Source organism: Streptomyces sp. NPDC007856, from assembly GCF_042868225.1.
Classification (GTDB): domain Bacteria; phylum Actinomycetota; class Actinomycetes; order Streptomycetales; family Streptomycetaceae; genus Streptomyces.
In genome coordinates this window covers 225,949-252,046 of record NZ_JBIAEC010000015.1, presented here as the reverse complement: position 1 = coordinate 252,046, position 26,098 = coordinate 225,949, and the positions used below count along the sequence as shown (strand labels likewise).

22 protein-coding genes are annotated in these 26,098 nt (G+C 70.8%); 10 read left to right on the top strand and 12 right to left on the bottom strand.

From position 1 onward, the window contains the following. Positions 1 to 403: 403 nt before the first annotated feature. Positions 404 to 1,168 carry an SDR family NAD(P)-dependent oxidoreductase gene (locus tag ACFYOH_RS32365; protein ID WP_388632971.1) on the bottom strand — a complete coding sequence of 255 codons (765 nt, stop codon included), beginning with the start codon at positions 1,166 to 1,168 and terminating at the stop codon, positions 404 to 406. 367 nt (positions 1,169 to 1,535) lie between these two features. Between ACFYOH_RS32365 and ACFYOH_RS32360 the strand changes: the two genes are divergently transcribed. Together ACFYOH_RS32360 and ACFYOH_RS32355 are read left to right on the top strand one after the other, a co-directional pair. Beyond that, complete coding sequence (locus ACFYOH_RS32360; protein ID WP_388632968.1) at positions 1,536 to 2,123, top strand: TetR/AcrR family transcriptional regulator; 588 nt, start codon at positions 1,536 to 1,538, stop codon at positions 2,121 to 2,123. A 743-nt stretch (positions 2,124 to 2,866) separates the two neighbouring features. Beyond that, positions 2,867 to 3,946 carry an NAD(P)-binding domain-containing protein gene (locus ACFYOH_RS32355; RefSeq protein WP_388632965.1) on the top strand — a complete coding sequence of 360 codons (1,080 nt, stop codon included), beginning with the start codon at positions 2,867 to 2,869 and terminating at the stop codon, positions 3,944 to 3,946. 12 nt (positions 3,947 to 3,958) lie between these two features. On the opposite strand, the gene mltG is transcribed toward ACFYOH_RS32355, so the two are convergent. Both mltG and ACFYOH_RS32345 read right to left on the bottom strand, forming a co-directional pair. After that, positions 3,959 to 4,843 carry an endolytic transglycosylase MltG gene (gene mltG, locus ACFYOH_RS32350; RefSeq protein ID WP_388632963.1) on the bottom strand — a complete coding sequence of 295 codons (885 nt, stop codon included), beginning with the start codon at positions 4,841 to 4,843 and terminating at the stop codon, positions 3,959 to 3,961. A gap of 87 nt (positions 4,844 to 4,930) precedes the next feature. Further along, complete coding sequence (locus tag ACFYOH_RS32345; RefSeq protein ID WP_388632961.1) at positions 4,931 to 6,739, bottom strand: ABC transporter ATP-binding protein; 1,809 nt, start codon at positions 6,737 to 6,739, stop codon at positions 4,931 to 4,933. A gap of 115 nt (positions 6,740 to 6,854) precedes the next feature. On the opposite strand from ACFYOH_RS32345, the gene ACFYOH_RS32340 reads away from it, so the two are divergent. Next, entirely contained in the window at positions 6,855 to 7,304 is a 450-nt protein-coding gene (locus tag ACFYOH_RS32340) for a MarR family winged helix-turn-helix transcriptional regulator (protein WP_388632959.1), read from the top strand. 185 nt (positions 7,305 to 7,489) lie between these two features. Here the strand turns inward: ACFYOH_RS32340 and ACFYOH_RS32335 are convergent, their stop codons facing one another. Both ACFYOH_RS32335 and ACFYOH_RS32330 read right to left on the bottom strand, forming a co-directional pair. After that, positions 7,490 to 9,100, bottom strand: a complete 1,611-nt coding sequence (locus ACFYOH_RS32335; RefSeq protein WP_388632956.1) for a peptide-N4-asparagine amidase — start codon at positions 9,098 to 9,100, stop codon at positions 7,490 to 7,492. Positions 9,101 to 9,261: 161 nt separating this feature from the next. Continuing rightward, a complete protein-coding gene (locus ACFYOH_RS32330) occupies positions 9,262 to 9,990 on the bottom strand; it encodes a hypothetical protein (RefSeq protein WP_388632995.1) in 729 nt (242 codons plus the stop codon). A gap of 335 nt (positions 9,991 to 10,325) precedes the next feature. On the opposite strand from ACFYOH_RS32330, the gene ACFYOH_RS32325 reads away from it, so the two are divergent. From ACFYOH_RS32325 to ACFYOH_RS32310, 4 genes are all read left to right on the top strand, one after another. Beyond that, entirely contained in the window at positions 10,326 to 12,131 is a 1,806-nt protein-coding gene (locus ACFYOH_RS32325; RefSeq protein WP_388632953.1) for an ABC transporter transmembrane domain-containing protein, read from the top strand. Next, positions 12,128 to 13,909, top strand: a complete 1,782-nt coding sequence (locus tag ACFYOH_RS32320) for an ABC transporter ATP-binding protein (protein ID WP_388632951.1) — start codon at positions 12,128 to 12,130, stop codon at positions 13,907 to 13,909. The genes ACFYOH_RS32325 and ACFYOH_RS32320 overlap by 4 nt, the downstream gene beginning before the upstream one ends. 452 nt (positions 13,910 to 14,361) lie before the next feature. Then, entirely contained in the window at positions 14,362 to 14,829 is a 468-nt protein-coding gene (locus ACFYOH_RS32315) for a DUF5709 domain-containing protein (RefSeq protein ID WP_388632948.1), read from the top strand. Between the two features lie 60 nt (positions 14,830 to 14,889). Then, a complete protein-coding gene (locus ACFYOH_RS32310; RefSeq protein WP_388632946.1) occupies positions 14,890 to 15,168 on the top strand; it encodes a type B 50S ribosomal protein L31 in 279 nt (92 codons plus the stop codon). Between the two features lie 35 nt (positions 15,169 to 15,203). Here the strand turns inward: ACFYOH_RS32310 and ACFYOH_RS32305 are convergent, their stop codons facing one another. Beyond that, positions 15,204 to 15,998 carry a metal-dependent hydrolase gene (locus ACFYOH_RS32305; protein ID WP_388632943.1) on the bottom strand — a complete coding sequence of 265 codons (795 nt, stop codon included), beginning with the start codon at positions 15,996 to 15,998 and terminating at the stop codon, positions 15,204 to 15,206. 145 nt (positions 15,999 to 16,143) lie between these two features. On the opposite strand from ACFYOH_RS32305, the gene ACFYOH_RS32300 reads away from it, so the two are divergent. Continuing rightward, a complete protein-coding gene (locus ACFYOH_RS32300) occupies positions 16,144 to 18,657 on the top strand; it encodes a DEAD/DEAH box helicase (RefSeq protein WP_388632940.1) in 2,514 nt (837 codons plus the stop codon). A 40-nt stretch (positions 18,658 to 18,697) separates the two neighbouring features. Further along, positions 18,698 to 19,564, top strand: coding sequence for an acyl-CoA thioesterase (locus tag ACFYOH_RS32295; protein ID WP_388632937.1), 867 nt, complete (start codon positions 18,698 to 18,700; stop codon positions 19,562 to 19,564). 32 nt (positions 19,565 to 19,596) lie between these two features. On the opposite strand, the gene ACFYOH_RS32290 is transcribed toward ACFYOH_RS32295, so the two are convergent. Beyond that, on the bottom strand, positions 19,597 to 20,784 hold the full coding sequence (locus ACFYOH_RS32290) for a DUF6397 family protein (protein WP_388632934.1): 1,188 nt from the start codon (positions 20,782 to 20,784) through the stop codon (positions 19,597 to 19,599). 126 nt (positions 20,785 to 20,910) lie between these two features. Further along, on the bottom strand, positions 20,911 to 21,324 hold the full coding sequence (locus ACFYOH_RS32285) for a roadblock/LC7 domain-containing protein (RefSeq protein ID WP_388632932.1): 414 nt from the start codon (positions 21,322 to 21,324) through the stop codon (positions 20,911 to 20,913). A 92-nt stretch (positions 21,325 to 21,416) separates the two neighbouring features. Here ACFYOH_RS32285 and ACFYOH_RS32280 point away from each other — a divergent pair, with 92 nt between their 5' ends. Continuing rightward, entirely contained in the window at positions 21,417 to 21,845 is a 429-nt protein-coding gene (locus ACFYOH_RS32280) for a PPOX class F420-dependent oxidoreductase (RefSeq protein WP_388632929.1), read from the top strand. A 9-nt stretch (positions 21,846 to 21,854) separates the two neighbouring features. On the opposite strand, the gene ACFYOH_RS32275 is transcribed toward ACFYOH_RS32280, so the two are convergent. The 4 genes from ACFYOH_RS32275 to ACFYOH_RS32260 all read right to left on the bottom strand — a co-directional run bounded on the left by ACFYOH_RS32275 (position 21,855) and on the right by ACFYOH_RS32260 (position 26,059). Continuing rightward, entirely contained in the window at positions 21,855 to 22,457 is a 603-nt protein-coding gene (locus ACFYOH_RS32275; protein WP_388632992.1) for an ATP/GTP-binding protein, read from the bottom strand. Between the two features lie 197 nt (positions 22,458 to 22,654). Beyond that, entirely contained in the window at positions 22,655 to 23,065 is a 411-nt protein-coding gene (locus ACFYOH_RS32270) for a DUF742 domain-containing protein (RefSeq protein ID WP_351804524.1), read from the bottom strand. A 19-nt stretch (positions 23,066 to 23,084) separates the two neighbouring features. Next, positions 23,085 to 23,522, bottom strand: a complete 438-nt coding sequence (locus ACFYOH_RS32265; protein WP_388632926.1) for a roadblock/LC7 domain-containing protein — start codon at positions 23,520 to 23,522, stop codon at positions 23,085 to 23,087. Continuing rightward, positions 23,519 to 26,059, bottom strand: coding sequence for a nitrate- and nitrite sensing domain-containing protein (locus tag ACFYOH_RS32260; RefSeq protein ID WP_388632923.1), 2,541 nt, complete (start codon positions 26,057 to 26,059; stop codon positions 23,519 to 23,521). The genes ACFYOH_RS32265 and ACFYOH_RS32260 overlap by 4 nt, the downstream gene beginning before the upstream one ends. Positions 26,060 to 26,098 lie beyond the last annotated feature (39 nt).

Here is a 26,098-nt window from a genome sequence, read left to right as displayed (position 1 = left end):
GATGAGCCTGGACCCAACGGGGAAGGGCCGCAAACGGTGGACCATGCGCTGGAAGGCACCCCTGAACGCGTTCCAGATCGCCTTCGAGGGCCGCCTGACCCCCAGCAACAACTGACACCTCAACTACCAAGATCAGCCGTTAAGTTGACACACCCGCCTCGCCGCCATGTGCCGAGGCGCATGGCACTACGGGGACTGGGGAGCGTTCCAGAAGTGACGGTCGTACATGGTGTGGTGGTACCACAGCGCGACGTCGTGAAGCTGATGGTGGAGGCGGTGCCGACCTCTTGCTCCTCAGGGCATCCTAGGGTGTAAGCGGATCCCGGGGTCGGCGACCGTCGGCCCGGGAAGGCGTGAACCGGTAATGCAGGAGCGGGCGGTCATGCAGGCCGTCCGTCGACTGCTACCAGGTCTGCTCGCTGGCTCGTACGAGGACCTCGTTGACGGCGACCCGGCGGTCCCGGGTGACGATGTAGGACACGGTGTCGGCGATGTCCTCGGGGCGCAGCAGTTCCATGCCCTGGATCTGACGCTCGATGGCCTGTCGCACGCCATCGCGGAGATGGGTGCTCAGCTCGGTGTCCACGGTGCCGGGCTCGACGACGCTCACTCGCACGTGCTTCTGCATGACCTCCTGCCGCAGGGCCTCGGTGAATCCGTTGACGCCGAACTTCGTCAGGTTGTAAACAGCCGTGCCGGGCCGTGCGACCCGGCCGGCCGTAGAGCTGATGTTGACCAGGTCCGCCACGCCTCGCGGCGAGTCCTCCGCAGCGCGCAGGAGATGCGGCAACGCGGCGTGAGTAATGTAGAGCAGGCCTTGGACGTTGACCTCGAGCATCTGCTCCCACTCTCCGAGCGGCGAGTCCACTATCTGCCCGACACCCATGAAGCCGGCGTTGTTGACGACGGTGTCCAAGCGGCCGAGTTGGGCCACCACAGTGCCCACCGCGGCGGCGGCCTGCCGCTGATCGGTGATGTCTGCCTCCACCACGAGAGCCGTGCCTCCATCGGTCCGGATCTTGTCGGCGAGCTGCTCCAGCCGCTCACGCCGCCGTCCGAGGACGGCGACGGCGGCACCTTCGGCGGCGAGGCTGCGGGCGGTCGCCTCGCCGATCCCACTGCTCGCGCCGGTCACGAGCGCCACGGTGTTGCTGAGTCGTGTGGTCATGTTTCTTCTCCATGTTGTGCAGTCGCGGCAGGCGACCGGCAGCTGGTTGCCGGGTCGCGTCGGGCTCTGTCTTGCCTGCCTGCGCTCGAGGAGTTCCTTGGTCTCCGGCAACCGATGTGCGGCGAAAGCCGTGGGGCAGTGCCGGTCGGCCAGTGGTCTGCGCTACCTCGATGAGGTTGCCCTTCAGCGTCGGCGACGTGGGGGGAAGCGGATCCCAGGCCGACGGGCGCGCCGGCCGGGAAACGGCGCGAACGCTCGCCGCTCAGCGACAAGCGCGGTAGCCTCATAACCGGAACCAGTTCCGGTTATGAGTGAAACCATAAGCGGAACCGGTTCCGGTTGCAAGCGTGAGGGAAGGGAGCTGGGATTGACCGCCAACGACGGGGGCAGCACCGGGCAGCAGAACAGGCCGCTGCGAGCCGACGCACAGCGCAACGAGGACCGGCTGCTCAAGGCTGCGGCGGCCGCGTTCGCGCGGGAAGGAGCGAACGCCTCGGTCAAGGACATCGCCCGCGAGGCGGGGGTCGGCGTTGGCACGCTTTACCGCCGCTTCCCCTCCAAGGAGCTGCTGATCGAGGCAACGTACCGGCACGAAGTGGAGATCCTGTGCAAGGCGGCACCCGAACTCGCAGCCTCCCTCCCCCCGGGGGAGGCACTGCGGACCTGGATGGGGCGCTTCATCGACTTCATGGCCACCAAGCACGGCATGGCCGACGCGCTCCGTGTGGTGCTGACCGACGACGGTGAGCAGCTGCAGACGCGCGCCCGCCTCGCTGCGGCGGTAAGCCACCTTCTCGCTACGGGAAACGACCAAAGTGCAGTCCGACCCCAGGTGAAAGCACACGACGTCCTGATGGCGCTCGGTGGGATCAGCGTCATGACAGACACCGAGCGGCGCCCCGACCTCGCGGCGCCGCTCATCGACCTGCTTCTGCACGGCATCCTGACGAGCTGAACGTTCACGGCAACTGACTGCTCGCCTGGGCCTTACGACCTGTGCCATGGAGTACCGCAGGAAGCTCCTCCGCCGGCACCACACCAAGAGCAGGACCAGGTGCGGACCGGACTCGGCTCCGCATCAAGCGATTCCACCCGTTGCCGCAGGTCAGAACCGGGTGAGGTCGTGTACCACAAGGAGACCAAGAACCTGCTGGGTGCTTCGCTCAGGTCGCTGAGCCTGACCACTTGGCGCTCGAAGTCGGCATAGAGCAAGCGTGTCAACTCAAGTCGCGACTCGTAGACAACGTGATCCTGCCTGTGGGGGACCAATACGTGCCCGAGTAGTGCTTCTGCTCGCGCCGCCGGCGAAACGTCCGCCAAGGCCACGACGGCCCGAGGTCATCGACGCCCGTCGAAGGCCAAGGCCGGTCCCCCTCGATCGTCCCGTCCGTGCGACGCAGACTCGCGGAGACTTCGTCGACGACGCGCGACACGCCCCACCCCCGAGCAACAAAGGCGCGATATCAGAGCCAGCCTCAATCAGCTGAGCCGCCCCAGGGGCACACCGGAGCACACCGCCTTCACAGCCGAAAGTACGATCTGCACTACTACGAGTGACCTATCAAACGCGCGTTCGCCTTACCCTGCTGTCCTTTGGGCCGGACATGGGCCAAGCCTCATGAGAAAAGGACAACCGAAATGAGAACCTACAAGCCGGCTCTCGGGAAGACCCGCACCCTGAGTCCGGTTGGTAGAAGCGTGAACGAATCGCGTGAGGTCGAGGTTGTCGTCATCGGCGCCGGTCAGGCCGGGCTGTCCAGCGCCTATCATCTGCGGCGCACCGGTTTCGAGCCGGACCGTGACTTCGTCGTCCTCGATCACTCCCCCGCCCCGGGCGGCGCCTGGCAGTTCCGGTGGCCCTCGCTGACGTACGGCAAGGTGCACGGGATGCACGCGCTGCCCGGCATGGAGCTGACCGACGCGGATCCCGCACGCCCCTCGGCGGAGGTGATCGGTGAGTACTTCGACCGTTACGAGCGCACCTTCGACCTGCGTGTGCGACGGCCCGTCGACGTACGGGCGGTGCGGGAGGGCGACGGCGGGCGGCTGCTCGTGGAGACCTCGGACGGCACCTGGTCGACCCGTGCCCTGATCAATGCGACCGGCACCTGGGACCGGCCGTTCTGGCCGCGTTATCCCGGTCAGGAGACCTTCCGCGGGCGGCAGTTGCACACCGCGCAGTACGCCGGACCCGAGGAGTTCGCCGGCCGGCGGGTGGTGGTCGTGGGCGGCGGTGCCTCGGGCACCCAGCACCTGCTGGAACTGGCCCCGTACGCGGCCGCGACCACCTGGGTCACCCGGCGGCCTCCGGTGTTCCGCGAGGGACCGTTCGACGAGGAGGTGGGCCGGGCGGCCGTCGCGCTGGTGGAGGAGCGGGTGCGCCAGGGGCTGCCCCCGCGCAGCGTGGTCTCGGTCACCGGGCTGCCCCTCAACGACGCCGTCCGGCAGGGGCTCACGGACGGTGCCCTGGACCGGCAGCCGATGTTCGACCGGATCACTCCGGACGGTGTGGAGTGGGCCGACGGACGGCACGTCAGCGCCGATGTGATCCTCTGGGCGACGGGGTTCCGCGCCGCGCTGGACCATCTCCGTCCGCTGCGGCTGCGCGAGCCGGGCGGCGGGATCCGGGTCGAGGGCACCCGGGCGGTGGCCGATCCGCGCGTCCATCTCGTCGGCTACGGCCCCTCGGCCAGCACCATCGGCGCGAACCGGGCGGGCCGCGCGGCCGTCCGGGACATCAGGCGACTGCTGGCCGAGGAACAGCCGGTCGCTGCGTGACGGCCCGTCGGCTCAGCTGACCGAGGGCAGCGGGGAGGCCGGAGTCTGTCTCGGGCCTGGTGCCTGTCCCCTGCCCTGGTGGAGGGAGTTGAACTCCGTCACGTTGCGCAGGTGCGTCCTGTAGTCGGAGGTGAAGCGGGTGTCTCCGGGCTTGACCGTGACGAAGTACAGCCAGTTGCCCGGCGTCGGGTTGAGAGCGGCACGCATCGCGTCCTCACCGGGATTGTCGATCGGTGTGGGCGGCAGGCCCATGCGCTGGTAGGAGTTGTAGGGGCTCGCGATACGGGTGTCGTCCTGGCCGGTGCGGAGGGTGTTGCGGTTCAGCGCGTAGTTGATCGTCGAGTCCATCTGCAGCGGCATCCCGCGCTCCAGCCGGTTGAAGACGACCCGGGCGACCTTGCCCATGTCCGCCTTGGTCGCGGCCTCGGCCTGCACGATGCTGGCGACGGTGACGGTCTGGTAGACGTTCATCCCGTTGCGCTGCGCCCCGGCCGCGATCGGCACCACATGGAACTTGCTGTCGGCGGTGTCGACCATGAAGCGCAGCAGGGACTCGGGCGTCGCTCCCTTCTCGACGGGATATGTCGCAGGGAAGAGATAGCCCTCCGGGTTGCCCGCGGCATCGCCCGGCAGCTTCAGACCGGCCATCCCGACGGACTTGCGCGTGCTTCCCGGCGGCAACTGGAGGACTCTGTCGATCGCGTCGTACACCTGGCTCGCACGCCAGCCCTCCGGGACGACCAGCGCGGCGTACGGTGTCTGCTCGGCTCGGCTCTCCCGCATCAGCAACGGCACCGCCACGGCGGTACCGGCCACGACGGTGCCGGCCACGACGAGGGCGAGTCTGCCCCGGCGCGTCAGTCGAATCGTGCTCCGTGGCGGATTGTTCGTCTGCATGCGGGAACGGTAATACGCATATCACCGCAAACCCGGCATATATTCAGCCTGTCGGCCGCAGCGTCAGCGCTTCGTCCACGGCCGCGTTCAGCTCGTCGGTTCCAGTTGCGCGTCCCTGCGCACGAGTGCGGCGTACCGCCCGCCGAGATCCAGCAGTTCCACGTGGCTGCCGCTTTCGGCGACCCGTCCGGAGTCGAGGACCACGATCTGGTCTGCGCCCCGGATCGTGGACAGCCGGTGGGCGATGGTGATCGTCGTCCGGTCGGCCGACAGGGCGTCGATCGCCTCCTGGACAGCGGCCTCCGTACGGGTGTCGAGCGCGCTGGTCGCCTCGTCGAGGATGAGGACCGGCGGATCGCGCAGGATGGTGCGGGCGATCGCGAGGCGCTGCTTCTCACCGCCGGAGAAGCGGTGGCCGCGTTCACCGACGACCGTGTCGTAACCGTCGGGCAGGGCGGCTATGTGCTCGTGTATCTGTGCCGCCCTGGCCGCCGCCCGCAGCTCCTCGTCCGTGGCGTCCGGCTTGGCGAAGCGGAGGTTGTCGGCGACCGAGGCGTGGAAGAGGTACGTCTCCTGCGAGACGACGCCGACCGCGCGGGCGAGGGTGTCGAAGTCGAGGTCCCGGACGTCGACTCCGTCGATGGTGACGCGGCCGCCGGTGACGTCGTAGAGGCGGGGCACCAGATAGCCGAGCGTGGACTTGCCCGCGCCGGTGGGGCCGACGACCGCGAGGCTGCCGCCGGCCGGCACGGTGACGTCGACGCCGTCGAGGACGGGGCGGGCCCTGTCGTCGTTGTCGTAGCGGAACTCGACGCCTTCGAAGCGGACTTCGCCCTTGACCTGGTCCAGATGGACGGGCAGCTCGCGCTCCGTGATGTCGATGGGCAGGTCCAGATACTCGAAGATGCGCTGGAAGAGGGCGAGGGAGGTCTGGATCTGGACACCGGTGGCGAGCAGGCTCACGGCCGGCCGGAACAGTCCCTGCTGCAGCGAGACGAAGGCGACGATGGTGCCGAGCGAGACCTTGGGGCCGCCGAACTGCAGGGCCAGACCTGCCGTCCAGTAGATGACGGCCGGCATCGCGGCCATGACGATCGTGATCACGGCCATGCGCCAGCGCCCGGCCATGTTCGACCTCACTTCCAGGTCGACCAGGCGCTCGGACTCCTCCGCGAAGGACGCGGTGAGCGAGTCGGAGCGGCCCATGGTGCGGCCGAGCAGGATGCCGCTGACCGAGAGCGACTCGGTGACGGTGGCCGCCATCGCGGCCATCTGCTTCTGCCGCTGTGTGGTGATCTTCTTGCGTTCGTTGCCGACGCGGCGGCTGATCCACACGAACACCGGCAGCAGGAGCAGGGAGACGATCGTGAGCCGCCAGTCGAGGGCGACCATCGCGACGATCGTGGCGACCACGCTGGTGGCGTTGGAGACCAGGGAGGTGGCGGTCGAGGTGACGGTGGCCTGCATGCCGCCGATGTCGTTGGCGATCCGGGACTGCACCTCGCCGGTGCGTGTGCGCGTGAAGAAGGCGAGCGACATGCGCTGCAGGCGGCCGTAGACGGCGGTGCGCAGGTCGTGCATGACGCGCTGGCCGACGGTGGTCGAGATCAGCGTCTGGAGCACGCCGAAGACGCTGGAGAGGACGGCACTGAGGATCATGCCGAGCGCGAGCAGGCTGAGCAGGCCGGTGCGACCCTGGGGGATCGCGACGTCCAGGGTCTCCTTGAGCAGGAACGGTGTGGCCACCGAGACCAGCGAGGAGGCGCCGACCAGCAGGCCGACGATCGCGAGCCGCCCGCGGTAGGGACGGAAGAGCTTCAGGATGCGACGCACCTGCCGGGGCTGTTCCTTGGCGTCGGCAGGCGGGGTCCAGGACGGTTCTCGATCGGGGTGCATGGGCTCCTACGGAAGTGAACGGGCGCCGGTCTGGAGGCGGCCGACGCTTGACGAACGGATCGTAGCTCATTGTTACCTATACTCACAATGAACGGCATCCTGATATTGTTCCCGCATGACCACCCCAGATCCCGACGGCCTGCTCGCCGAGCAGTTGCTGCGGCTGACCCGCCGGGTACACCGCATCCAGAAACGCCATCTGGAACGGCACGACCTGGGCGTAACCCCGGCCCAGTCCCGGCTGCTGCGTACCCTCGCGCACTACGCCTCACCCCCGCGCATGGCCGACCTCGCCGACCGTCTGGAGGTGGTGCCGCGCGCGGTGACGACCCTGGTCGACGGGCTGGAGGCGAGCGGGAAGGTACGGCGGGTGCCGGATCCGACGAACCGGCGGGTGACCCGGATCGCCCTCACGGACGAGGGGCGTACGACCCTGCGCGAACTGCGCGGCGCACGCCGCTCGGCGGCCGAGGAGATCCTCGCGCCGCTGACGGAGAAGGAACGCCAGGTGCTCGGCGTGCTGCTGGACACACTCGTCGAGGGGGACGGCGGCAAGAGCTGCTGACTCCCACCGGCCGTGGCGGACGACACAACGCGTACAAGCACGGAGGGCCGCACAGCGATCGCGGTGTGCGGCCCTCCGCATGCGGTCAGCCCGCATCCGGTGCGGGCTCTGTCGATCCCTGCGGAGCCACCCGTGCCACAGCCAGGTAAATCACCCCGCGAGTGGCGCACTCCACCCCGCCGTCCTCAACAGCGCTCGCGATCCTCCGTCAGCACTCCCTGGACCGTGGTCAGCGAACGGTCGTAGCAGCCGTTGGAGCCGTACAGCCGATAGCGCTCGCTCGACGTGCCGACCGCGTGCCGCTGGTCGCGCGGGACGTTGATCGTGTACGTCGCGTCGCCACTGTAGGTGTCGTCGAGCCGCGACCACGCGGTGCGCCGGCCGTCCCGCAGTGCCACGACCGACGCGCGGTCGCCGAGCGTCAGCACGGTGCGCAGCCGATCGTCGGCACCGATGGTCGTCTCGCCGTTCATGGTGTACGTCCGGTCTGTGTGAGTCGTCCGCGCGGGACCGTCGCCGCCGACGGTGACCGTCTGGTCGTCGGACCAGGTCGCGTCCAGTCCGTCCGTGTTCTCGCCGTCGGTCCAGCGGTGAACAGAGGTGTTGGCGAGTGTCCGGGTGACGGTGGTGGTCACGCGGCCGTGCGAGGTGTCGAGGTAACCGGACACGGTGAGCCGGTGCCCGGCCTCGGTGTTCACGCGGCTCTCCGAACCGGGCGTGTAGGTGGAGGAGTTGGCGATGTCCGTCGCCTTGTCCTCGGTGAGCGCCCCCGTCACGTGGGCGCGGTGCGCGTCCTGCCAGACCAGGACGTTCACCGGCGCGCTCCAGCCCGACTGACTCGCGGGCACGCCGACGACGGAGACCTCGACGCGGTGCGGACGCCCGTCATCGAGCAGGGCCGCGAAGGGGGTGAGGTCGTATTCGATCGGCCGGACGTCGAAGGCGCCCGGCGCCGGAATGACGTACCAGAGGAAGGGGTCGGACCAGCCGCCGGTCCAGACGTTCGGGAACGGCGCGGCGATTCCGGCGAGTTGGCCGTCGACCTTGATCTGCACCTCGCGGTAGGGACCGTGATCGGCCTTGCAGGAGTACGACGCCGGGTCGGCCACGGTCAGGTACCAGAACTCCTCGCAGCCGCCGCCCGACCCGGTCGCATAGACCTCGGCGACGATCCGCTCGCTGTTGCGCGGAGTGGTGAGGGTCGTCCCGTCGGGCGTGTCGGCGAGGGTCAGCACGCGGTCGGGAGTCCGCTGTGCGGGGCGGCCCGCGTAGAAGGTCAGGGTGACGTGTACGTCGATGACGCCGGTGTAGGTGTCGTTCACGACGTTGCCTATCAGCATCTCGACGTCCTGCGGGCTGCGGAAGGTGTCGCTGTAGCGGGTGACGTCCTTCTCGACGTGCCATTCGATGCCGTCGGGCGAGGGCTCCGGCGTGGAGGTGCGCAGGATCTCGACCCCGCCGACGTGCAGATAGCCGAGGCGGTCGTACTGACGGCCCTGCACCTTCCCGTCGAGTCGCAGGACGACCTTGCTCCAGTGGTCGCCGCAGCCCTGGGGCGGGGCGTACGCGCCCCGGTACGGCGTGAAGTCGCGGAACTGGGCGTCGGCGAGGGTGACCTGGCACGACTTGGAGTGCGGGCGCTCGACGGGCGGTGCCGCGGTGACCGGGTCGTGCCAGTCGGAACCGAACTCGGCCGGGACGTCGGCCGCTTGGGCCGCAGCGGCTCCGGTGCCGAAGAGCGCGCTCGCCAGGAGGGTCGCCCCGGCAAGCATGGACATGACTATCCGTCTTCTCATGGCCGGTGTTCTACGGCCAGTCGGGCCGGCCCGCAATGACGCCTCGGGGAGAACGGCGCGATCGGACATCGGGCGGGCCCACGAGTCGCCCCTCCGGGGGCATCGACACCGCGATCGCGTTCCTCTTGCCACGGCCGCCGGACGGCGTCCGCGTCAGTGCGTCAGGCGCGCAGTTCCGCCCGGTCGCCCATCACCATCACCGGATCCTGGGCCGGGTCGAGCGTGCGCAGCAGGAACTCCATGGCGTCCTTGGACACGCTGACGCATGCGGACGTGCCGTCGCCGTGGTCGAGATGCAGCCAGATGCCGCCGCCCTTGTCGTCGCCCTCGGGGCGTGTGGCGTCGTGCGGCGGGGTGCCAGGGAGACGGTTGTAGTCGATGGCGATGACATAGTCGAAGACGTGCTGGTGCGCCTCGTCCCAGTCGTCCGGCGGCGCGTAGGCGGCCTCGTCCTGGTTGTACGGCAGCCGGGTGCCGGGGTCGTCGAGCACACCTCCCGCGTCGGAGAGACCGAACACGCCGACGGGACTGCGCTCGTCGCCCATGTGATGGTCCGTGGTCCAGCCGTTGCGGCCGTTGTGCGCCGGCCAACTGGTCACCGGGCGCCACTCCGGACCCTCCCGCGTGTACAGCACGACCGTGGAGTAGGCCGAGTCCTCACCCTCGCCATACACCACGACGACCTGCCCGGAGTCACGGGGGATCTGCCGGAACAGCCGGCCACCCACGCCCGGGATGCGGGTCGGGGCGGCCGAGGGGGCGGCCGACACCGCCGGGCTCGGCCCGGCCTGGCCGCGGGAGCCGGCCGCCACGCCGGCGCGGACCGGGCCGGAGGTGTCGGTGCCGCACGCCGGCAGGAGCGTGACAAGAGCCGTCACCGCTACCGACATTCGCCGCACACCCTGGATCCGCACGCGACCATCGTGGCACCACGTACCGGTTCATTGTGCGATCTTCCGGACATTCGAGTGACGGCCGGATGTGCGCGTTCGACCGGCCGGCGATCTGCCCGCGGAGAGCCGTCCGCGGCCACACAGGCCGAGCCGGGACCGGCGGCCAGTGGCCGGAAGCCGGTGGAATTCGCTGCTCCGTCAGAAAAACCGTTTGAAATTCACCACTCGGCGACGCGAACCTTTCACGGCTCGTCACCGCCTGTCGCCGCTTCCCCACTTCACCCCGATCCCCTCGCCATCCCTTCCCTCCTGACACGAGCCACTGGGACGTCATGCAGATTCAAGACCTTCCCTACGCCGATCCGGGCGTCCCGGACGCACGTTCGGGCCCCCGATTCCTGTGGTGGCTCGGGCGGAACCAGCTGGGCGGACAGCTGAAGTCGCTCGCCTGGGGCCTGCTGCACTTCGTCTCCGTCTCCGCCCTGCCCTTCTGTGTCGGCCTCGCCGTAGACGCCGTCGTCGAGCGCTCCGGCACCCAGCTCACCCTGACGGGCGGTCTGATGCTGCTGTGCGGCACGGGTATCGCGGTCGGCGACACCTTCCTGCACCGGGCCGCCGTCACCAACTGGATCACGGCCGCCGCCCGCGTCCAGCAACTGCTGGCCCGCAAGGCCGCCCATTTGGGCTCCGCCCTGACCCGACGGGTCGCCGCCGGCGAGGTGGTGGCGGTCTCCACCGGCGACGTCGAGAAGATCGGCTGGTTCGTCGAGGCGGTGTCCCGGTTCACCGCGGCCGCGCTCACGGTCGTCGTGGTCTGTGTCGGCCTCCTCGTCTACCAGCCCGCCCTGGGGGTGGTCGTCGCCGTCGGACTGCCCATCGTGGCGCTCGCGGTGCTTCCGCTGCTGCCCCGGGCGACGCGCCGCGCCGATGTGCAGCGGGAGAAGGCGGGCCGGGCCACCGAGCTGGCCTCGGACACGGTCGCCGGGCTGCGGGTGCTGCGCGGCATCGGCGGCGAGGAGCTGTTCCTGGACCGCTACCGCCGCGCGTCGCAGGAGGTACGGCACGCCGCGGTGCGCAGCGCCCGGATGTGGTCGCTGATCTCCGCCGTCCAGGTGCTGCTGCCCGGGCTGCTGCTCATCGCCGTCGTCTGGCACGGCATCCACCTGGCCCGCCAGGGCCGCATCACCGTCGGCGAACTCGTCACCGTCTACAGCGCCGTGATGATCCTGAATTATCCGTTGCGCCATTTCGAAGAGATCGCGATGGCCTACTCCTTCTCCCGCCCCTCGGCCAAACGGGCGGCCCGCGTGCTGTCGCTGGAGCGGTCCACAGACACCGGCGGCACCCGGGAGGTGGAGGCGCCGGGCGGCGACCTGTACGACCCCGCCACCGGTCTGCTCGCTCCGGCCGGCCGTCTCACCGCCGTGGTCTGCGGCGACCCGGACGCGGCGGGCAGGCTCGCCGAGCGGCTGGGCGGCCATCCGACCGAGCCGGGTCGCTCGGTCCTGCTCGGCGGGGTAGCCCTGGACGACCTCCCGCTGGACAGCGCCCGCACCGCCGTCCTCGTCCAGGACAAAGACCCGGTGCTGCTGTCCGGCACTCTGCGCGAGCTGCTCGACGTGCCCGCCTCGGGAGCCGTACGGGCCGCGGACGCACTGGCCGCGGCGCAGTGCGACGACGTCCTGGACGCCCTGGTCCAGGGATCACTGGACGCCGCCGACCCGATGGATGCCCGCATCACCGAACGCGGACGGTCCCTGTCCGGCGGCCAGCGCCAGCGGCTCGCGCTGGCCCGGTCGCTGATCACCGACCCCGAGGTGCTGGTGCTCGACGAGCCGACCTCCGCCGTCGACTCGCACACCGAGGCACGGATCGCGGACGGACTGCGCCGGCTGCGCTCGGGCCACACGACCGTGGTGTTCACCTCCTCGCCGCCGCTGCTCGACCGCGCGGACCAGGTCGCCCTGGTCCACGAGGGCGAGGTCGTGGCGGTCGGTGTGCACCGCGAACTGGTCGACAGCGAGCCACGGTACCGAGCCGTGGTGACCCGGGAGACGGACGACGAACTGGCCGGCGCAGACGAGGCCGCCCTGGTGGGCGCGCGCCCGGAGCTGGAAGAGATCGAGGAGAGCGCATGATCGGCGTTGCGCCACCGGCGTACGACCCGGCGGCCCCGACGACCGCCGCCACCCTGCCCATCGGCGCGGCCGCGACCGTGCGTGCCTACGTCGCCGAGCTGTTCCACCGGCACCGCTGGGCGTTCCTGCTGCTCATCGGCGTCAACACGGTGGCCGTGATCGCCTCCATGGTGGGTCCGTACCTGCTCGGCGGCCTGGTCGAGCGGGTGTCCGACCGGTCGCGGGAGCTGCATCTGGGCCTGACCGCCGGGTTGTTCGTGCTCGCGCTGGCCGTGCAGGCCGTGTTCACCTGGCAGGTGCGGCTGCGGGGCGCGGTGCTCGGCGAGCGGATGCTGGCCGACCTGCGCGAGGACTTCCTCGTCCGGTCGGTCGGGCTGCCCCCGGGCGTGCTGGAACGGGCGGGCACCGGCGATCTGCTCTCCCGCATCACCACTGACATCGACCGCCTGGCCAACGCCATGCGCGAGGCCGTGCCGCAGCTGGCCATCGGTGTCGTGTGGGCTCTGCTGCTGCTCGGCGGGCTCGTCGTGACGGCTCCGCCGCTGGCCGCCGCGGTGCTGCTCGCGGTGCCCGTACTGGTGGCCGGGTGCCGCTGGTACTTCAAGCGGGCGCCCTCCGGCTACCGCTCCGAGGCCGCCGGGTACGCCGCGGTCGCCGCCGCGCTCGCCGAGACGGTGGACGCGGGTCACACCATCGAGGCGCACCGGCTCGGCGCCCGCCGCGTCACCCTGTCGGAGCGGCGGATCAAGGAGTGGACCGCCTGGGAGCGGTACACGCTGTGGCTGCGGTCCGTGCTCTTCCCGGTCATCAACGCCGTGCACGTCATCGTGCTCGGCTCGGTGCTGATGGTCGGCGGGGTGTTCGTTCTGAACGGCTGGATCGGGGTGGGGCAGCTGACCACGGGTTCGCTCATCGCGCAGATGCTCGTCGACCCGGTGAACCTGATCCTGCGCTGGTACGACGAGGTGCAGGTCGCCCAGGTGTCGCTCGCCCGCCTGGTCGGCGTGCGGGACATCGAGGCCGACGCCGCGGACGCCTCGCTGGCGCCGGACGGACGGGACGTGCGGGCCGAGCGGATCCACTTCGGCTACCGCGAGGGCGTCGACGTGCTGCGCAAGGTGTCCCTTGAGGTCTCCCCGGGCACCCGGCTGGCCCTGGTCGGTCCCTCGGGCGCGGGCAAGTCCACCCTGGGCAGGCTGCTCGCCGGGATCTACGCACCCCGTGACGGCCGGATCACCCTGGGCGGCGCCGAGCTGTCCCGGATGCCCGCGGAACGCGTCCGCTCGCACGTCGCCCTGGTCAACCAGGAGCACCACGTCTTCGTCGGCTCCCTGCGCGACAACCTCCTGCTGGCCCGCACCGTCGCGACAGACGCCGAGCTGTGGGCGGCGCTGGGCTCGGTCGACGCGGACGGCTGGGCCCGGGCACTGGACGACGGGCTGGACACCGAGGTCGGCTCCGGCGGTCTTGCGCTGACCCCGGCGCAGGCCCAGCAGATCGCGCTGGCCCGGCTGGTGCTCGCCGATCCGCACACGCTGGTCCTGGACGAGGCGACCTCGTTGCTGGACCCGCGCGCGGCCCGGCATCTGGAACGGTCCCTGGCCCGGGTGCTGGGCGGCCGCACGGTGGTCGCCATCGCCCACCGCCTGCACACCGCCCATGACGCGGACGTGATCGCCGTCGTGGAGGACGGCCGCATCAGCGAGCTGGGCAGTCATGACGAGCTGGTCGCGACGGACGGCGCGTACGCGGCGCTGTGGCGGTCCTGGCACGGGTGAGGATCCGGCGAGGGTGCGGGCGACCGGCCCTGCGGCGCAGTGCCTGCGGGCAAGGCCGGTCCCCGCGACCGCGGCGGCGCTGTCCACGGTGCCCCGGGGAACACCGCTGGGGCCATGGTCTCGGCTGTCGGCTGCTGCCACGGCCTGCCCCCTGTGAGCCGGCGCGCGGCGGGGAACCGGGCCGCGGTGAGCGAGCGCTCTGTGCGGAGCCGGGGCGCGGCGAGCGGGCCCTGTGTGGGGTGGGATCGGCGCCTGGGCCAGGGCCCGGGCACTGACCGGTGCTCGTGCCGTTGCGCGGTCCCGAGCAGGGGTGGAAGTCTGGAGAACGGCACCGGTGCGGGGAACGCGACGGAACCACCCGGTTCGCGGCATGTGACCCTCGTGCCAGGCGTGCCGGCGGTCTGCCGCCCGTTGCGGTGGCGCCCGGCCGTCCTCACCATCTGGAGGTACTCGTGGACAGCGTCGACGGCTGGGGGGACGACGTCTACCAGCCCGATCCCTCGGAGATCCGGGAGGACTCGGGGGTGCTCGACGTCGAGGACACACTGGATTTCGACGGCGTCAACGACCCGCTCGACCGTGGCTGGTCCCCGCCCGAACGACCCTGGGCGGTGGAGCACACGGGGGTGACGGCGGCCGAACGCCAGGCGGGCGAGACCCTGGACCAGCGGCTCGCCGAGGAGCAGCCCGACGTCGTGGCCCGCGACGGTGATGACATCGGTGACCACGACACCGACGGGGAACCCCTCGACGACGAGGTCGGCAACCTCCGCTCCGGCCGGCTGGTAGCCCCGGACGAGGGGGCGCACGAGGACGAGGAGGCCGCCCTCGTCGCCACCGACGTCGGCATCGACGGAGCCGCCGCCTCCGCCGAGGAGGCCGCGATGCACATCGTCGACGAGGACTCCCTGCCCGGCTGATCCACAGGCCCCGGCCGACCCGCCCATGCCCTGCCCGACCGCCTCGCACGAGGAGCCGCCATGCAGCGGGACAAGCACCCGGACTACCAGCCCGTGGTCTTCCGTGACCGCGCCGCCGGCTACGCCTTCCTCACCCGCTCGACCGCGCGGAGCGAGCAGACCATCGAGTGGGACGACGGCCGGACCTACCCGGTTGTCGACGTGGAGATCTCCTCGGAGAGCCACCCCTTCTACACGGGCAAGGCCCGCACGGTCGACACCGAGGGCCGTATCGCCCGCTTCGAGCGCCGCTACGGCGGGGCCGAGGCCGGCGAGGCGGAGGCCGCCGAGGACACCTGAGCCACCGCTCAGCCGGCCGATCCGGAGCGAGCGCCTCAGATCACGTTGAGGGCCGCCGCGCAGCCCACCCCGCCCAGCAGCATGAAAACGGGCATCAGCACCTTCAGCTCCACCCAGCTCCCGGCCCGGAACCGCATCGCCTTCGGCGGCCCCACGGGATACCAGCGCTTGCGGCCCAAGGGAATCGGCCACAGGATCGGGCAGCCGGACACCGTCAACGCGTCCCCGATGTCGTGCACCAGCGCGCCGAGCACGATCGGCAGCCCCAGCCACAGGTACTGCTGGCCCGGTGCCGTGAACAGCCAGTCGGAGCCGTTGCCCGGCTTGTCCAGGACGCCGGCGAGAATCCACGCGGTGGTCGCCGCCAACAGCCAGACCAGGACATCGCTGCTGGAGCCACGCGCCGCCCGCCACAGCAGCCCCTCGATCGCCAGCACCATGTGCACGAAAAGGATCGCCAGCACGGCCCAGCGGCCGCCCGCGATCGCCGCCGCTGAGCAGCCGGCACCGAGCAGAACCGCCCACAGCCAGGTGTGCGTCAGCGTACGGTGACCGCCGGAGCGACGCGGGTCGCCCTTCATCCGGGTCGCCTTGTAGACGGCGTACGACAGCTTGTCCACGATCTCGCAGATCCAGTGCGAGATCGGCCCGAAGGCCCGCGAGATCGTGGCCGCCTTGTGGTCGAGGTCCGGGGCGAGCGCGGCGCCGGCGCAGATCAGGGCGCCGACGAGGAGGACCGGCCAGGGCATCGGGTGACCCGCCGCGGCCGCCGCCGCTCCGACGCCTAGCCAGGCCGCGGCCCCCGACAGTGAGTGTGCTGGTCCCATCATGGCCGCTTCCCGCCCCATTCCTCGTGTGCCGCTGTCCAGTTGACCTGGTGCGCTGACATCTCGTCGGCGCCACAGCGTAGCGGCCGTGATCTTCGTGCTCGCAGCCGATTCCCCTCTCAGGGGCGAGGCCAGGCAAGATGGGTGCGTGACCCTCATCGATCAGCTGCCGCCGACCGCCGACCCCGACGCCCTGTACGAAGCCTTCGAGTCGTGGGCGCAGGAGCGCGGCCTCACCCTCTACCCGCACCAGGAGGAGGCGCTGATCGAGGTGGTCTCCGGGGCGAACGTGATCGTCTCGACGCCCACCGGCTCCGGCAAGAGCATGATCGCCGCGGGCGCGCACTTCGCCGCGCTGGCCCGGGACGAGGTCACCTTCTACACCGCCCCGATCAAGGCGCTGGTGTCGGAGAAGTTCTTCGAGCTGTGCAAGCTGTTCGGCACCGAGAACGTCGGCATGCTCACCGGCGACGCCTCCGTGAACGCCGACGCGCCCGTGATCTGCTGCACCGCCGAGGTCCTGGCGTCGATCGCGCTGCGCGACGGCAAGGACGCGGACATCGGCCAGGTGGTCATGGACGAGTTCCACTTCTACGCCGAGGGCGACCGCGGCTGGGCCTGGCAGATCCCGCTGCTGGAGCTTCCCCAGGCGCAGTTCATCCTGATGTCGGCCACTTTGGGTGATGTGTCCTTCTTCGAGAAGGACCTCACGCGCCGCACCGGCCGTCCCACATCGGTGGTCCGCTCGGCGACCCGGCCGGTGCCCCTCTCCTACGAGTACAAGCTCACCCCGCTCACCGAGACGCTCACCGACCTGCTGGAGTCCAAGCAGGCCCCGGTGTACATCGTGCACTTCACGCAGGCGCAGGCCGTGGAGCGGGCGCAGGCGCTGATGAGCATCAACATGTGCTCGCGCGAGGAGAAGGACCAGATCGCCGAGCTGATCGGCAACTTCCGGTTCACCACCAAGTTCGGCCGCAACCTCTCCCGTTACGTACGGCACGGGATCGGCGTCCACCACGCCGGCATGCTGCCCAAGTACCGGCGCCTGGTGGAGAAGCTCGCCCAGGCGGGCCTGCTCAAGGTCATCTGCGGCACGGACACGCTCGGCGTGGGCGTCAACGTACCCATCCGCACGGTGCTGTTCACCGCCCTCACCAAGTACGACGGCAGCCGGGTGCGCACGCTGCGGGCCCGGGAGTTCCACCAGATCGCAGGCCGGGCCGGCCGGGCCGGCTTCGACACGGCGGGGCTGGTCGTGGCGCAGGCGCCGGAACACGTCATCGAGAACGAGAAGGCGTTGGCGAAAGCGGGCGACGACCCGAAGAAGCGGCGCAAGGTGGTGCGCAAGAAGGCGCCGGAGGGTTTTGTCGGCTGGACGGAGAACACCTTCCAGAAGCTGATCGAGTCGGAACCGGAGCCGCTGACCTCGCGTTTCCGGGTGACGCACACGATGCTGCTGTCGGTGATCGCCCGCCCGGGCAACGCGTTCGAGGCGATGCGCCACCTCCTGGAGGACAACCACGAGCCGCGCAGGCAGCAGTTGAGGCACATCCGACGGGCGATCGCGATCTACCGGTCGCTGCTCGACGGCGGGATCGTGGAGAAGCTGGACAAGCCCGACGCCGAGGGCCGGATCGTCCGGCTCACGGTCGACCTGCAGCAGGACTTCGCGCTCAACCAGCCGCTGTCCACGTTCGCGCTCGCCGCGTTCGAACTCCTCGACCCCGAGTCGCCGTCCTACGCCCTCGACATGGTCTCCGTCGTCGAGTCCACCCTGGACGACCCGCGACAGATCCTCGTCGCCCAGCAGAACAAGGCGCGCGGCGAGGCCGTCGCCGCGATGAAGGCGGACGGCGTCGAGTACGAGGAGCGCATGGAGCGCCTCCAGGACATCACGTACCCGAAGCCGCTGGAGGAGCTGCTCTTCCACGCGTACAACACCTACCGCAAGAGCCACCCCTGGGTCGGCGACCACCCGCTGTCGCCGAAGTCGGTCATCCGGGACATGTACGAACGGGCGTTGTCCTTCACGGAGTTGGTGTCCTTCTACGAGCTGGCCCGCACGGAGGGCATCGTGCTGCGCTACCTGGCCAGCGCCTACAAGACCCTCGACCACACCATCCCGGACGACCTCAAGTCCGAGGACCTGCAGGACCTGATCGAGTGGCTCGGCGAGATGGTGCGCCAGGTGGACTCCAGCCTGCTGGACGAATGGGAGCAGCTGGCGAACCCTGAGGAGATGACCGCCGAGGAGGCCCAGGAAAAGGCCGACGAGGTCAAGCCGGTCACCACCAACGCGCGCGCCTTCCGCGTCCTCGTCCGCAACGCCATGTTCCGTCGCGTGGAGCTGGCCGCCCTCGACCAGGTCGAGGAGCTCGGCGAGATGGACGCCGACGCCGGATGGGACGCCGACGCCTGGGGCGAGGCGATGGACAAGTACTGGGACGAGTACGACGACCTCGGCACCGGTCCGGACGCCCGCGGCCCCAAGCTGCTGGTCATCAACGAGGAGCCGGCGAACGGCATCTGGCGCGTCCGCCAGATCTTCGACGACCCGAACGGCGACCACGACTGGGGCATCAGCGCCGAGGTCGATCTCGCGGCCTCGGACGCCGAGGGCCGTGCGATCGTCCGCGTCACCGACGTGGGCCAGCTGTGAGCGCTTTTCGACCAGTTGTGAGCCAAGGAGAATGCCACCGATGACGAACCCGGCCGAGCGACTGGTCGACCTGCTCGACCTGGAGCAGATCGAGGTCAACATCTTCCGTGGCCGAAGCCCGCAGGAGTCGCTCCAGCGGGTCTTCGGAGGCCAGGTGGCGGGCCAGGCACTGGTCGCCGCCGGCCGCACCACGGACGGCGACCGCCCGGTGCACTCGCTGCACGCGTACTTCCTGCGCCCGGGCCGCCCCGGCGTGCCCATCGTGTACCAGGTGGAACGGGTGCGCGACGGCCGGTCGTTCACCACGCGCCGGGTCACGGCCGTGCAGCAGGGCCGCACGATCTTCAATCTGACCGCCTCCTTTCACAAGCCTGAGGAAGGACCGTTCGAGCACCAGCTGCCGCCGGCCCGTGAGGTGCCGGACCCGGAATCGCTGCCGACGGTCTCCGAGGAGATCCGCAAGCACCTGGGCGCGCTGCCGGAGCAGTTGGAGCGGATGGCGCGCCGCCAGCCCTTCGACATCCGCTATGTCGACCGGCTGCGCTGGAACGCCGAGGAAATCAAGGGGGCCGAGCCGCGCAGTGCCGTATGGATGCGCGCGGTCGGACCGCTCGGTGACGACCCGCTGGTGCACACGTGCGCGCTGACCTACGCCAGTGACATGACCCTCCTGGACGCGGTGCGCATCCCCGTCGAACCGCTGTGGGGAGCGCGGAACTTCGACATGGCCTCGTTGGATCACGCCATGTGGTTCCACCGGCCGTTCCGCGCGGACGAGTGGTTCCTGTACGACCAGGAGTCGCCGATCGCCACCGGTGGCCGGGGCCTGGCCCGCGGGCGCATCTACGACCTGCAGGGGCGTCTGCTCGTCTCCGTCGTCCAGGAGGGCCTGTTCAGGTCCCTCTAGCAAGCCGACGGCAGGGCCTGCGGCCGGGTGGTTCAGGCCTGCGCGGGCCGGTGGCTTCTGCGCCGCAGCCAGCCACGCAGGCCGCGGTCGGTCCGCGTCCGGGACTGCTCCGCCGGGCGGTGTCCCCGGTGGGCCGACGACAGCGCGGCCGCCGGCACAGTGGGCGGGCCGTGCCACCCGAAGGCCCGGACCACGGGCTCGTCCTTCGGCTCGGGCGCCCCCGGCAGCGGTCCGCCGCTCGCCCCGGACGCCACTGTCACCGGCCCGCCCTCCGGCTCGGGCGATCCCAGCAGCAGCTGCTCGGACACCCGGGCCACGGCCGGCTCCGCCCCGGCCTCCGACGGCACCGTCGGCTCCGTGGGCGGTGTGACCGTGCGGGCCATGGGCGGGACGGGCCGTGCGGCTGCTCGCATGGTCGGTGCGGCACACCGGGCGGCCGGGCGCGGGGCAGGTGAGAGGGCGCGCGCCTCCTGGAGCACCTGGATTAGTTCGCTGCGGAGCCACTCGATCTCGTCCGCGTCCTGCGCGGTGGCGATCCGCTCGGCGAGGTGCGCGGCAGGCGATCCCGGAATGCCCTGACCAGGGGACGCGGGCCGGAACCGATGCAGATAGGCGCGGTCGTACGGATCCTTGACGAGATCGGCGATCTCAATGGGCGGGAGGAAGGCAGCCACGGCACCGGCCCGAACCCACGGATCCTCTGCCTGGCGGAGCAGGAACCCGAGGTGGCGTCCCCGCCAGTTGCGGGCGCGCAGGTCCACCCCGGCCTCCAGCTGGCCCCGCAGGCTCTCGGGCGTCCGCCCCTTGAGCAGGTGGGCGTTCTCGGTGCCCGAGATGAAGTGCCGCAGGTCTTCGGCCAGATACAGCCAGACCACGGCTCGGTACCGGTTCAAATACCACTTCACCGGCACGAGCAGGCCCAGGCGGGCGAGGCGGGTGAAGCGCCCGGCCGGGATCTTCATGAGCGCTGCGCCCTCGGTGGTGCCCACCACCCGCACGCGCTCCTGGAGAGTGTCAGGGTGGCCCTTCTGTGCGCGGAGGCGGTCGATCTCCGCGCGCTCCACCCTGCGACCTCCTCTTCCGCCTTCGTCGGGCAACGTCCGGATGAGGCCCAGGTGCACGGCGAGGTCGAACTCGCCGCGTTTGAGGCCCAGTTCCCGCGCGGCGTGGCTCGCGGTGCAGGTGGTGGGCCGGGGCGGGCTGAAGGTGCTTGCCGACATGGTGGCACTCCCCCGTGGAGTCGTTGGCTCACGCCCTGCGCGTTCGCCGTGCACACACCGTAGCCAATTCGGTCCAGGGCGTGATGGCCCTGGGGATAACTCCGCGACGCGAGGAGAAGCAGCAGGTCAGGCGTCAGCGAGGGGGGTGCGCTCCGGTTGCCGGGCGTCGACGCCGAGGTGCTCGCCGACCCGATTGACGAGCAGGGTCATCTCGTAGGCGATCTGGCCGATGTCGGCCTCCGCGCCGCTGAGCACGCACAGGCAGCTGCCGGTGCCCGCCGCGGTCACGAACAGCACCGCGTCGTCGTACTCGATCATGGTCTGGCGTACCCTGCCGGCGCCGAAGTGGCGTCCCGATCCCTTGGCGAGGCTGTGCAACCCGGATGCCACGGCGGCCAGATGCTCGGCGTCCTCGCGGCGTAGACCCGTGCTCGCGCCCGTGACCAGCCCGTCGTTCGACAGGACCAGCGCGTGCCGCACGTCGTCCACTCGCTCGGTCAGATCGTCCAGGAGCCAGCCGAGTCCCTGGTTCTGCGCCATCTCCGTCTCCCCGCGTGATGTCTCCCCCCTGGCTGGAGGAACTCCCCGCCAGCCTTCCCCACGTCCGGCGTCCGGGCAAGCAGGATGGGCGCATGGCACAGAAGATGACCGACGAGGAATGGCGGGCGTTCGTCTCGCAGGGCACCCGGACCGGCAAGCTGTCCACCGTTCGCGCCGATGGAAGCCCTCATGTGGCCCCCATCTGGTTTCTGCTGGACGGGGACGAACTGGTCTTCAACACGGGCAAGGACACGGTGAAGGGGCGCAATCTCGCCCAGGACGGGCGGGTCGCCCTGTGTGTGGACGATGATCGGCCGCCGTTCCACTTCGTGGTGCTCAACGGCCGGGCACGGCTGTCGGAGAACCTGGACGAGCTGCGTCACTGGGCCACCCGGATCGCCGCCCGGTACATGGGTGAGGACCGCGCCGAGGAGTACGGCGCCCGCAACGGCGTTCCGGGCGAGCTGCTGGTCCGGGTCCCGGTCGACCAAGTGGTGGCCGTGAAGGATGTGGCGGCCTGAGCAGTGGGATCAGCCGACCGAGTCCAGGAGCCGGGCGGTGTGCATCCGCCCGGCGTACTCGACGAGCCGGATCAGGACTTCCTTGCCGGAGTCCCGGTCGCGGGCGTCGCACAGCACCACCGGGGTGCCGCGGTCGAGGTCGAGGGCACGCGAGACGTCATGGGCGCCGTAGGCGCGGGCGCCCGTGAAGCAGTTGACGGCCACCACGAACGGGATGCGCCGGTGCTCGAAATAGTCGACCGCGGGGAAGCAGTCCTCCAGGCGCCGGGTGTCCGCGAGGACGACGGCGCCGAGGGCGCCCTGGGACAACTCGTCCCAGAGGAACCAGAAGCGGTCCTGTCCCGGTGTGCCGAAGAGGTAGAGGGACAGGCCGGAGCGGATGGTGATGCGGCCGAAGTCCATGGCGACAGTGGTGGTGACCTTCTGGTCCACGCCGTCGGTGTCGTCCACCAACTGCCCTGCCTCGCTCAGGAGTTCCTCGGTGCGCAGCGGCCGGATCTCGCTGACGGCCCCGACCAGGGTCGTCTTGCCGACGCCGAACCCACCGGCGACCAGTATCTTCAGCGCCAGAGCGGCGGTGTCGCCGACGGCTTCGGAGTGCTCGGTGACCATCATCACTTCTCTCGGGAGGGCCGGCTGCGGTCGGCGTCCGTCTGCTGCGGGCGCGAAGGCAGCATGATGACAACGGAGCGGCACCTCCGGGCTCTTGGACCGGAATGCACCTGATGTGACTGACTTGCGTCCGGTCTGAGGCGGAACGCGTACGGATCGGGGCGCTGCGTGGCGTACGGCGGCTTCGGAACGTTCATCTACAGCGCTCGCAGTCCCGCGATGACCTCGCGCAGAATCCGCTCGTCGGGCAGGTGGGCCGGCGGCACGGGACGGCTGATGACCACGCAGCCGAGTTCCAGGAGGTCGCCGAGGAGCACCCTGACGACGCCGACGGGAAGGTCGGCGTCCGCCGCGAGTTCGGCGACGGACTGTGTCTCCGTGCGGCACAGCTCGATCAGGGTCCGGTGCTCGGGGCCGAGCGCGGCGTCCTCGAGCGCCGGTGCCGCGGGGTCGAGGGTGACGAGGGCGATCAGGTCGAAGCGCACCCCGGTGGGACCCGGCTGGGTGCGCCCGCCCGTCATCGCGTACGGGCGCACGAGTGGTCCGGCCTCGCCGTCGTACCACTGGCTGCCCGGCTCCCACGGACCGGCGCTCTGGTTCTCGGTCATCTGTGCCGCCTGTTCCCGGTCATCCGGCTGCGGGCGGCTGTGCGGCGACACGCGGGGGCGTGTACAGGTGCTCGCCGACCCGTTTGACCAGGCGCGCCATCTCGTAGGCGACCAATCCGATGTCGGCGGTGACGGCGGTGAGCACCGCGAGGCAGGAGCCGTCACCGGCGGCGGCCACGAAGAGGAACGCGTCGTCCATCTCGACCATGGTCTGCCGCACGCCACCCGCTCCGAAGTGCCGTCCCGCGCCCTTGGCGAGGCTGTTGAACCCGGAGGCCACGGCGGCGAGGTGCTCGGCGTCCTCCCGCGCGAGGCCGGTGGAGGCGCCGACGGCCAGCCCGTCGTTGGAGAGCACGACGACGTGCCGTACCTCGCTCACGCGCATCACCAGGTCGTCGAGCAACCAGTCCAGTTCGCCGGAGCGCTGGCCGGCACTCGCGTTCGGGTCCTGGATCATGCCGGGTCTCCTTCGCTGCTGTCACTGCCCGTTTCGGGTTCCGGGGCGGCTCCGCGCCCGGGCTGTCTGCCGCCGCCGCGCGTCCAGCCGTCGCGGTAGGCGGCCATGCGGTCCCGCACCAGTTCGGGGGTGCGCCGTTCGTCGCCGTGCCGTGCGGTGTCCCGCGTCGGCGCTTCCGGGCGCTGCTGCCGGAGCTGGGGTGCGAGGCTCGCCTGGCGCACACGGCGTGGGAGGTTGTCGGAGTCCTCGGAGTCGTTCGGCGGTCGGTGCAGCCTCAAGGCGGTGACTCCGGGGGGTGGGGTTTCGTCTCCGGATCCGTGCGAGGCCGGCTCGTCGACGGCGCCGTGCGGGCCGGGAGCGGTGGCCGCGAGGGCGGGCCGGTCCGACCGTGCGGCTACGGCCTCCTGGTGTGGATTTGTGCCGGGCACGCGCGCGTACTCGGGTTCCGGCTCCTGACGGGACTGCTCACCTTGGTGGGAGAGACGTTCCGCCGCGCCGCCGTGCAGCAGGGCGGTGGGCAGCAGGACGACCGCGGTGGTGCCTCCGTAGGGGGAGGTCCGCAGATGCACCTTCACGTCGTGCCGGGAGGCGAGCCGGCTGACCACGAACAGGCCGAGCCGATCGCTGTCGAACAGGTCGAGGGCCTCGGACTGTTCGATGCGGCGGTTGGCCTCCGCGAGGGTCTCGGCGCCCATGCCGAGTCCCCGGTCCTCGATCTCCAGGGCGTAGCCGTTGCCGACGGGTTCGCCGGTGACGCGCACGCGCGTGTGGGGCGGGGAGAACTGGGCCGCGTTCTCGACGAGTTCGGCGAGCAGGTGGGTGAGGTCGGCGACGGCGGTGCCGATGACACGGGCCTCGGGGAGCTGACGCACCTCTACGCGCGCGTAGTCCTCGACTTCCGACACGGCGGCCCTTACGACGTTGGTCAGGGACACCGGCATGCGCCAGGCCCGGCCGGGTGCGGCGCCGGAGAGGATGATCAGGCTCTCGGCGTGCCGCCGCATGCGTGTGGTGAGGTGGTCCAGGCGGAACAGGTCGCTCAGTTCGTTGGGATCGTCCGAGCGGCGCTCCATGCTGTCCAGGAGGCTGAGCTGGCGGTGGACCAGTACCTGGCTGCGGCGGGCCAGGTTGACGAAGACGCCGGAGATGCCGCTGGCGAGTTCGGCCCGTTCCACGGCGGCGCGCAGGGCGGCGCGGTGGACGGTGGTCAGCGCTTCCGAGACCTGCGCCGTCTCGTCCTCGGCGGGTGGTCCGGCGGGTGCCTCCGCCTGGATGTCGATCTCCTCGCCCGCGCGCAGTCTGCGCATCGCCTCGGGGAGTTTGCGGCGGGCGATCTCCAGGGCGTCGTTGCGCAGGCTCACGAGTTCGACCACGAGACCGCGTCCGATGCGGACGGAGATGACGAGCGAGGCGACGACGGCGGCCAGGCCGAGGAGCACGGCCGCGCCGGCGGGGCTGAGCAGGCCGCGTGTGAAGGGGTCGGCCAGGCCCGCGACGGCCCGGCCGGTGTCCGCCGCTATGCCCTGCATGCCGTCCTGCACGCGCGCGTGGGCGGCGTTCCAGGCGCCCTGCGTGGCCGCGTCGGCCGACTTGCCGCCGGGCCCGGCTGTGATGATCTTGTCCTCGGTGGCACCGAGAGCGGTGTAGACGTCGCTGTCGGCCAGATCCTGCCAGGCGGCGCGCTGTGCGGCGGGCAGATCGGCGACCGCGGCCTCGGTGAGGGTACGACGCCCGGCGACGGCGGCGCTAAACAGCCGCAGCCGCTCGCCCTGCAGCGGCCCGGCGGTGCGTGCGCTGCCGAGCAGGGTGTCCTCCTGGGCCAGTGCCTCGGCGGCCCGGCTGAATTCGAGCAGCACGCGCGCGTCCGAGCCGACGTCGTCCCGCTGGATGCCGGTGAGGGCACCGTCCACGGCGAAGGCCGCGCCGATGGTCTTCGTGTACTGCGCGTACACCGTGTCCCAGCCGGTCTTGCGGTCGAGTACGGCCGTGCGCAGGGTGCTCAGGTGCTCGGCACCGGTGACGAAGGCGCCGAGGCGCCCGGAGACACCGGCCGGCAGTTCCTCGCTGTCGGCGACGGTGTTGTTGTCGCCGAGCCGCAGTTCGGCCACCGCCCGGTCGGTGCGGGCGGCCAGGCTTCGCAGGTCGGTGCCGTCGCCCGCGCCCGGCGCGGTGGCGTAGCGCACGGCTGCGGCGCGCTCGGCCTGGAGGGCGGAGACGGCCGCGGCCAAGGGGCTGCGCAGTTCGGCGTCGACCCGCTGGGACTGCCGCAGCCGGGCCACGTCCTGGGCGGTGGTGACGGTGGCGTACGCCCACAGGGCGAGGAGGGAGACGACCGGCACCATCAGCAGGCTGACCACCTTGGCGCGCACGGTGCGGGGGCGCAGATGCCGGCGGTTGCCACGCGTGCGTGCCTTGGCCGGTGGGACGCCGAGCGGGCGGTCGGCCTCATCGGCGGCGGGCGGTCCGGCGTGTGCGCGGCGGCCGCGCGGCGGATGCGCGGGAGTGCCGGCTTTCGGGGTGGTACGGGGTGGGCGCATGGCCTCCTCGCTCGGAACGTGGGTCGGGGCGCTCGGGCC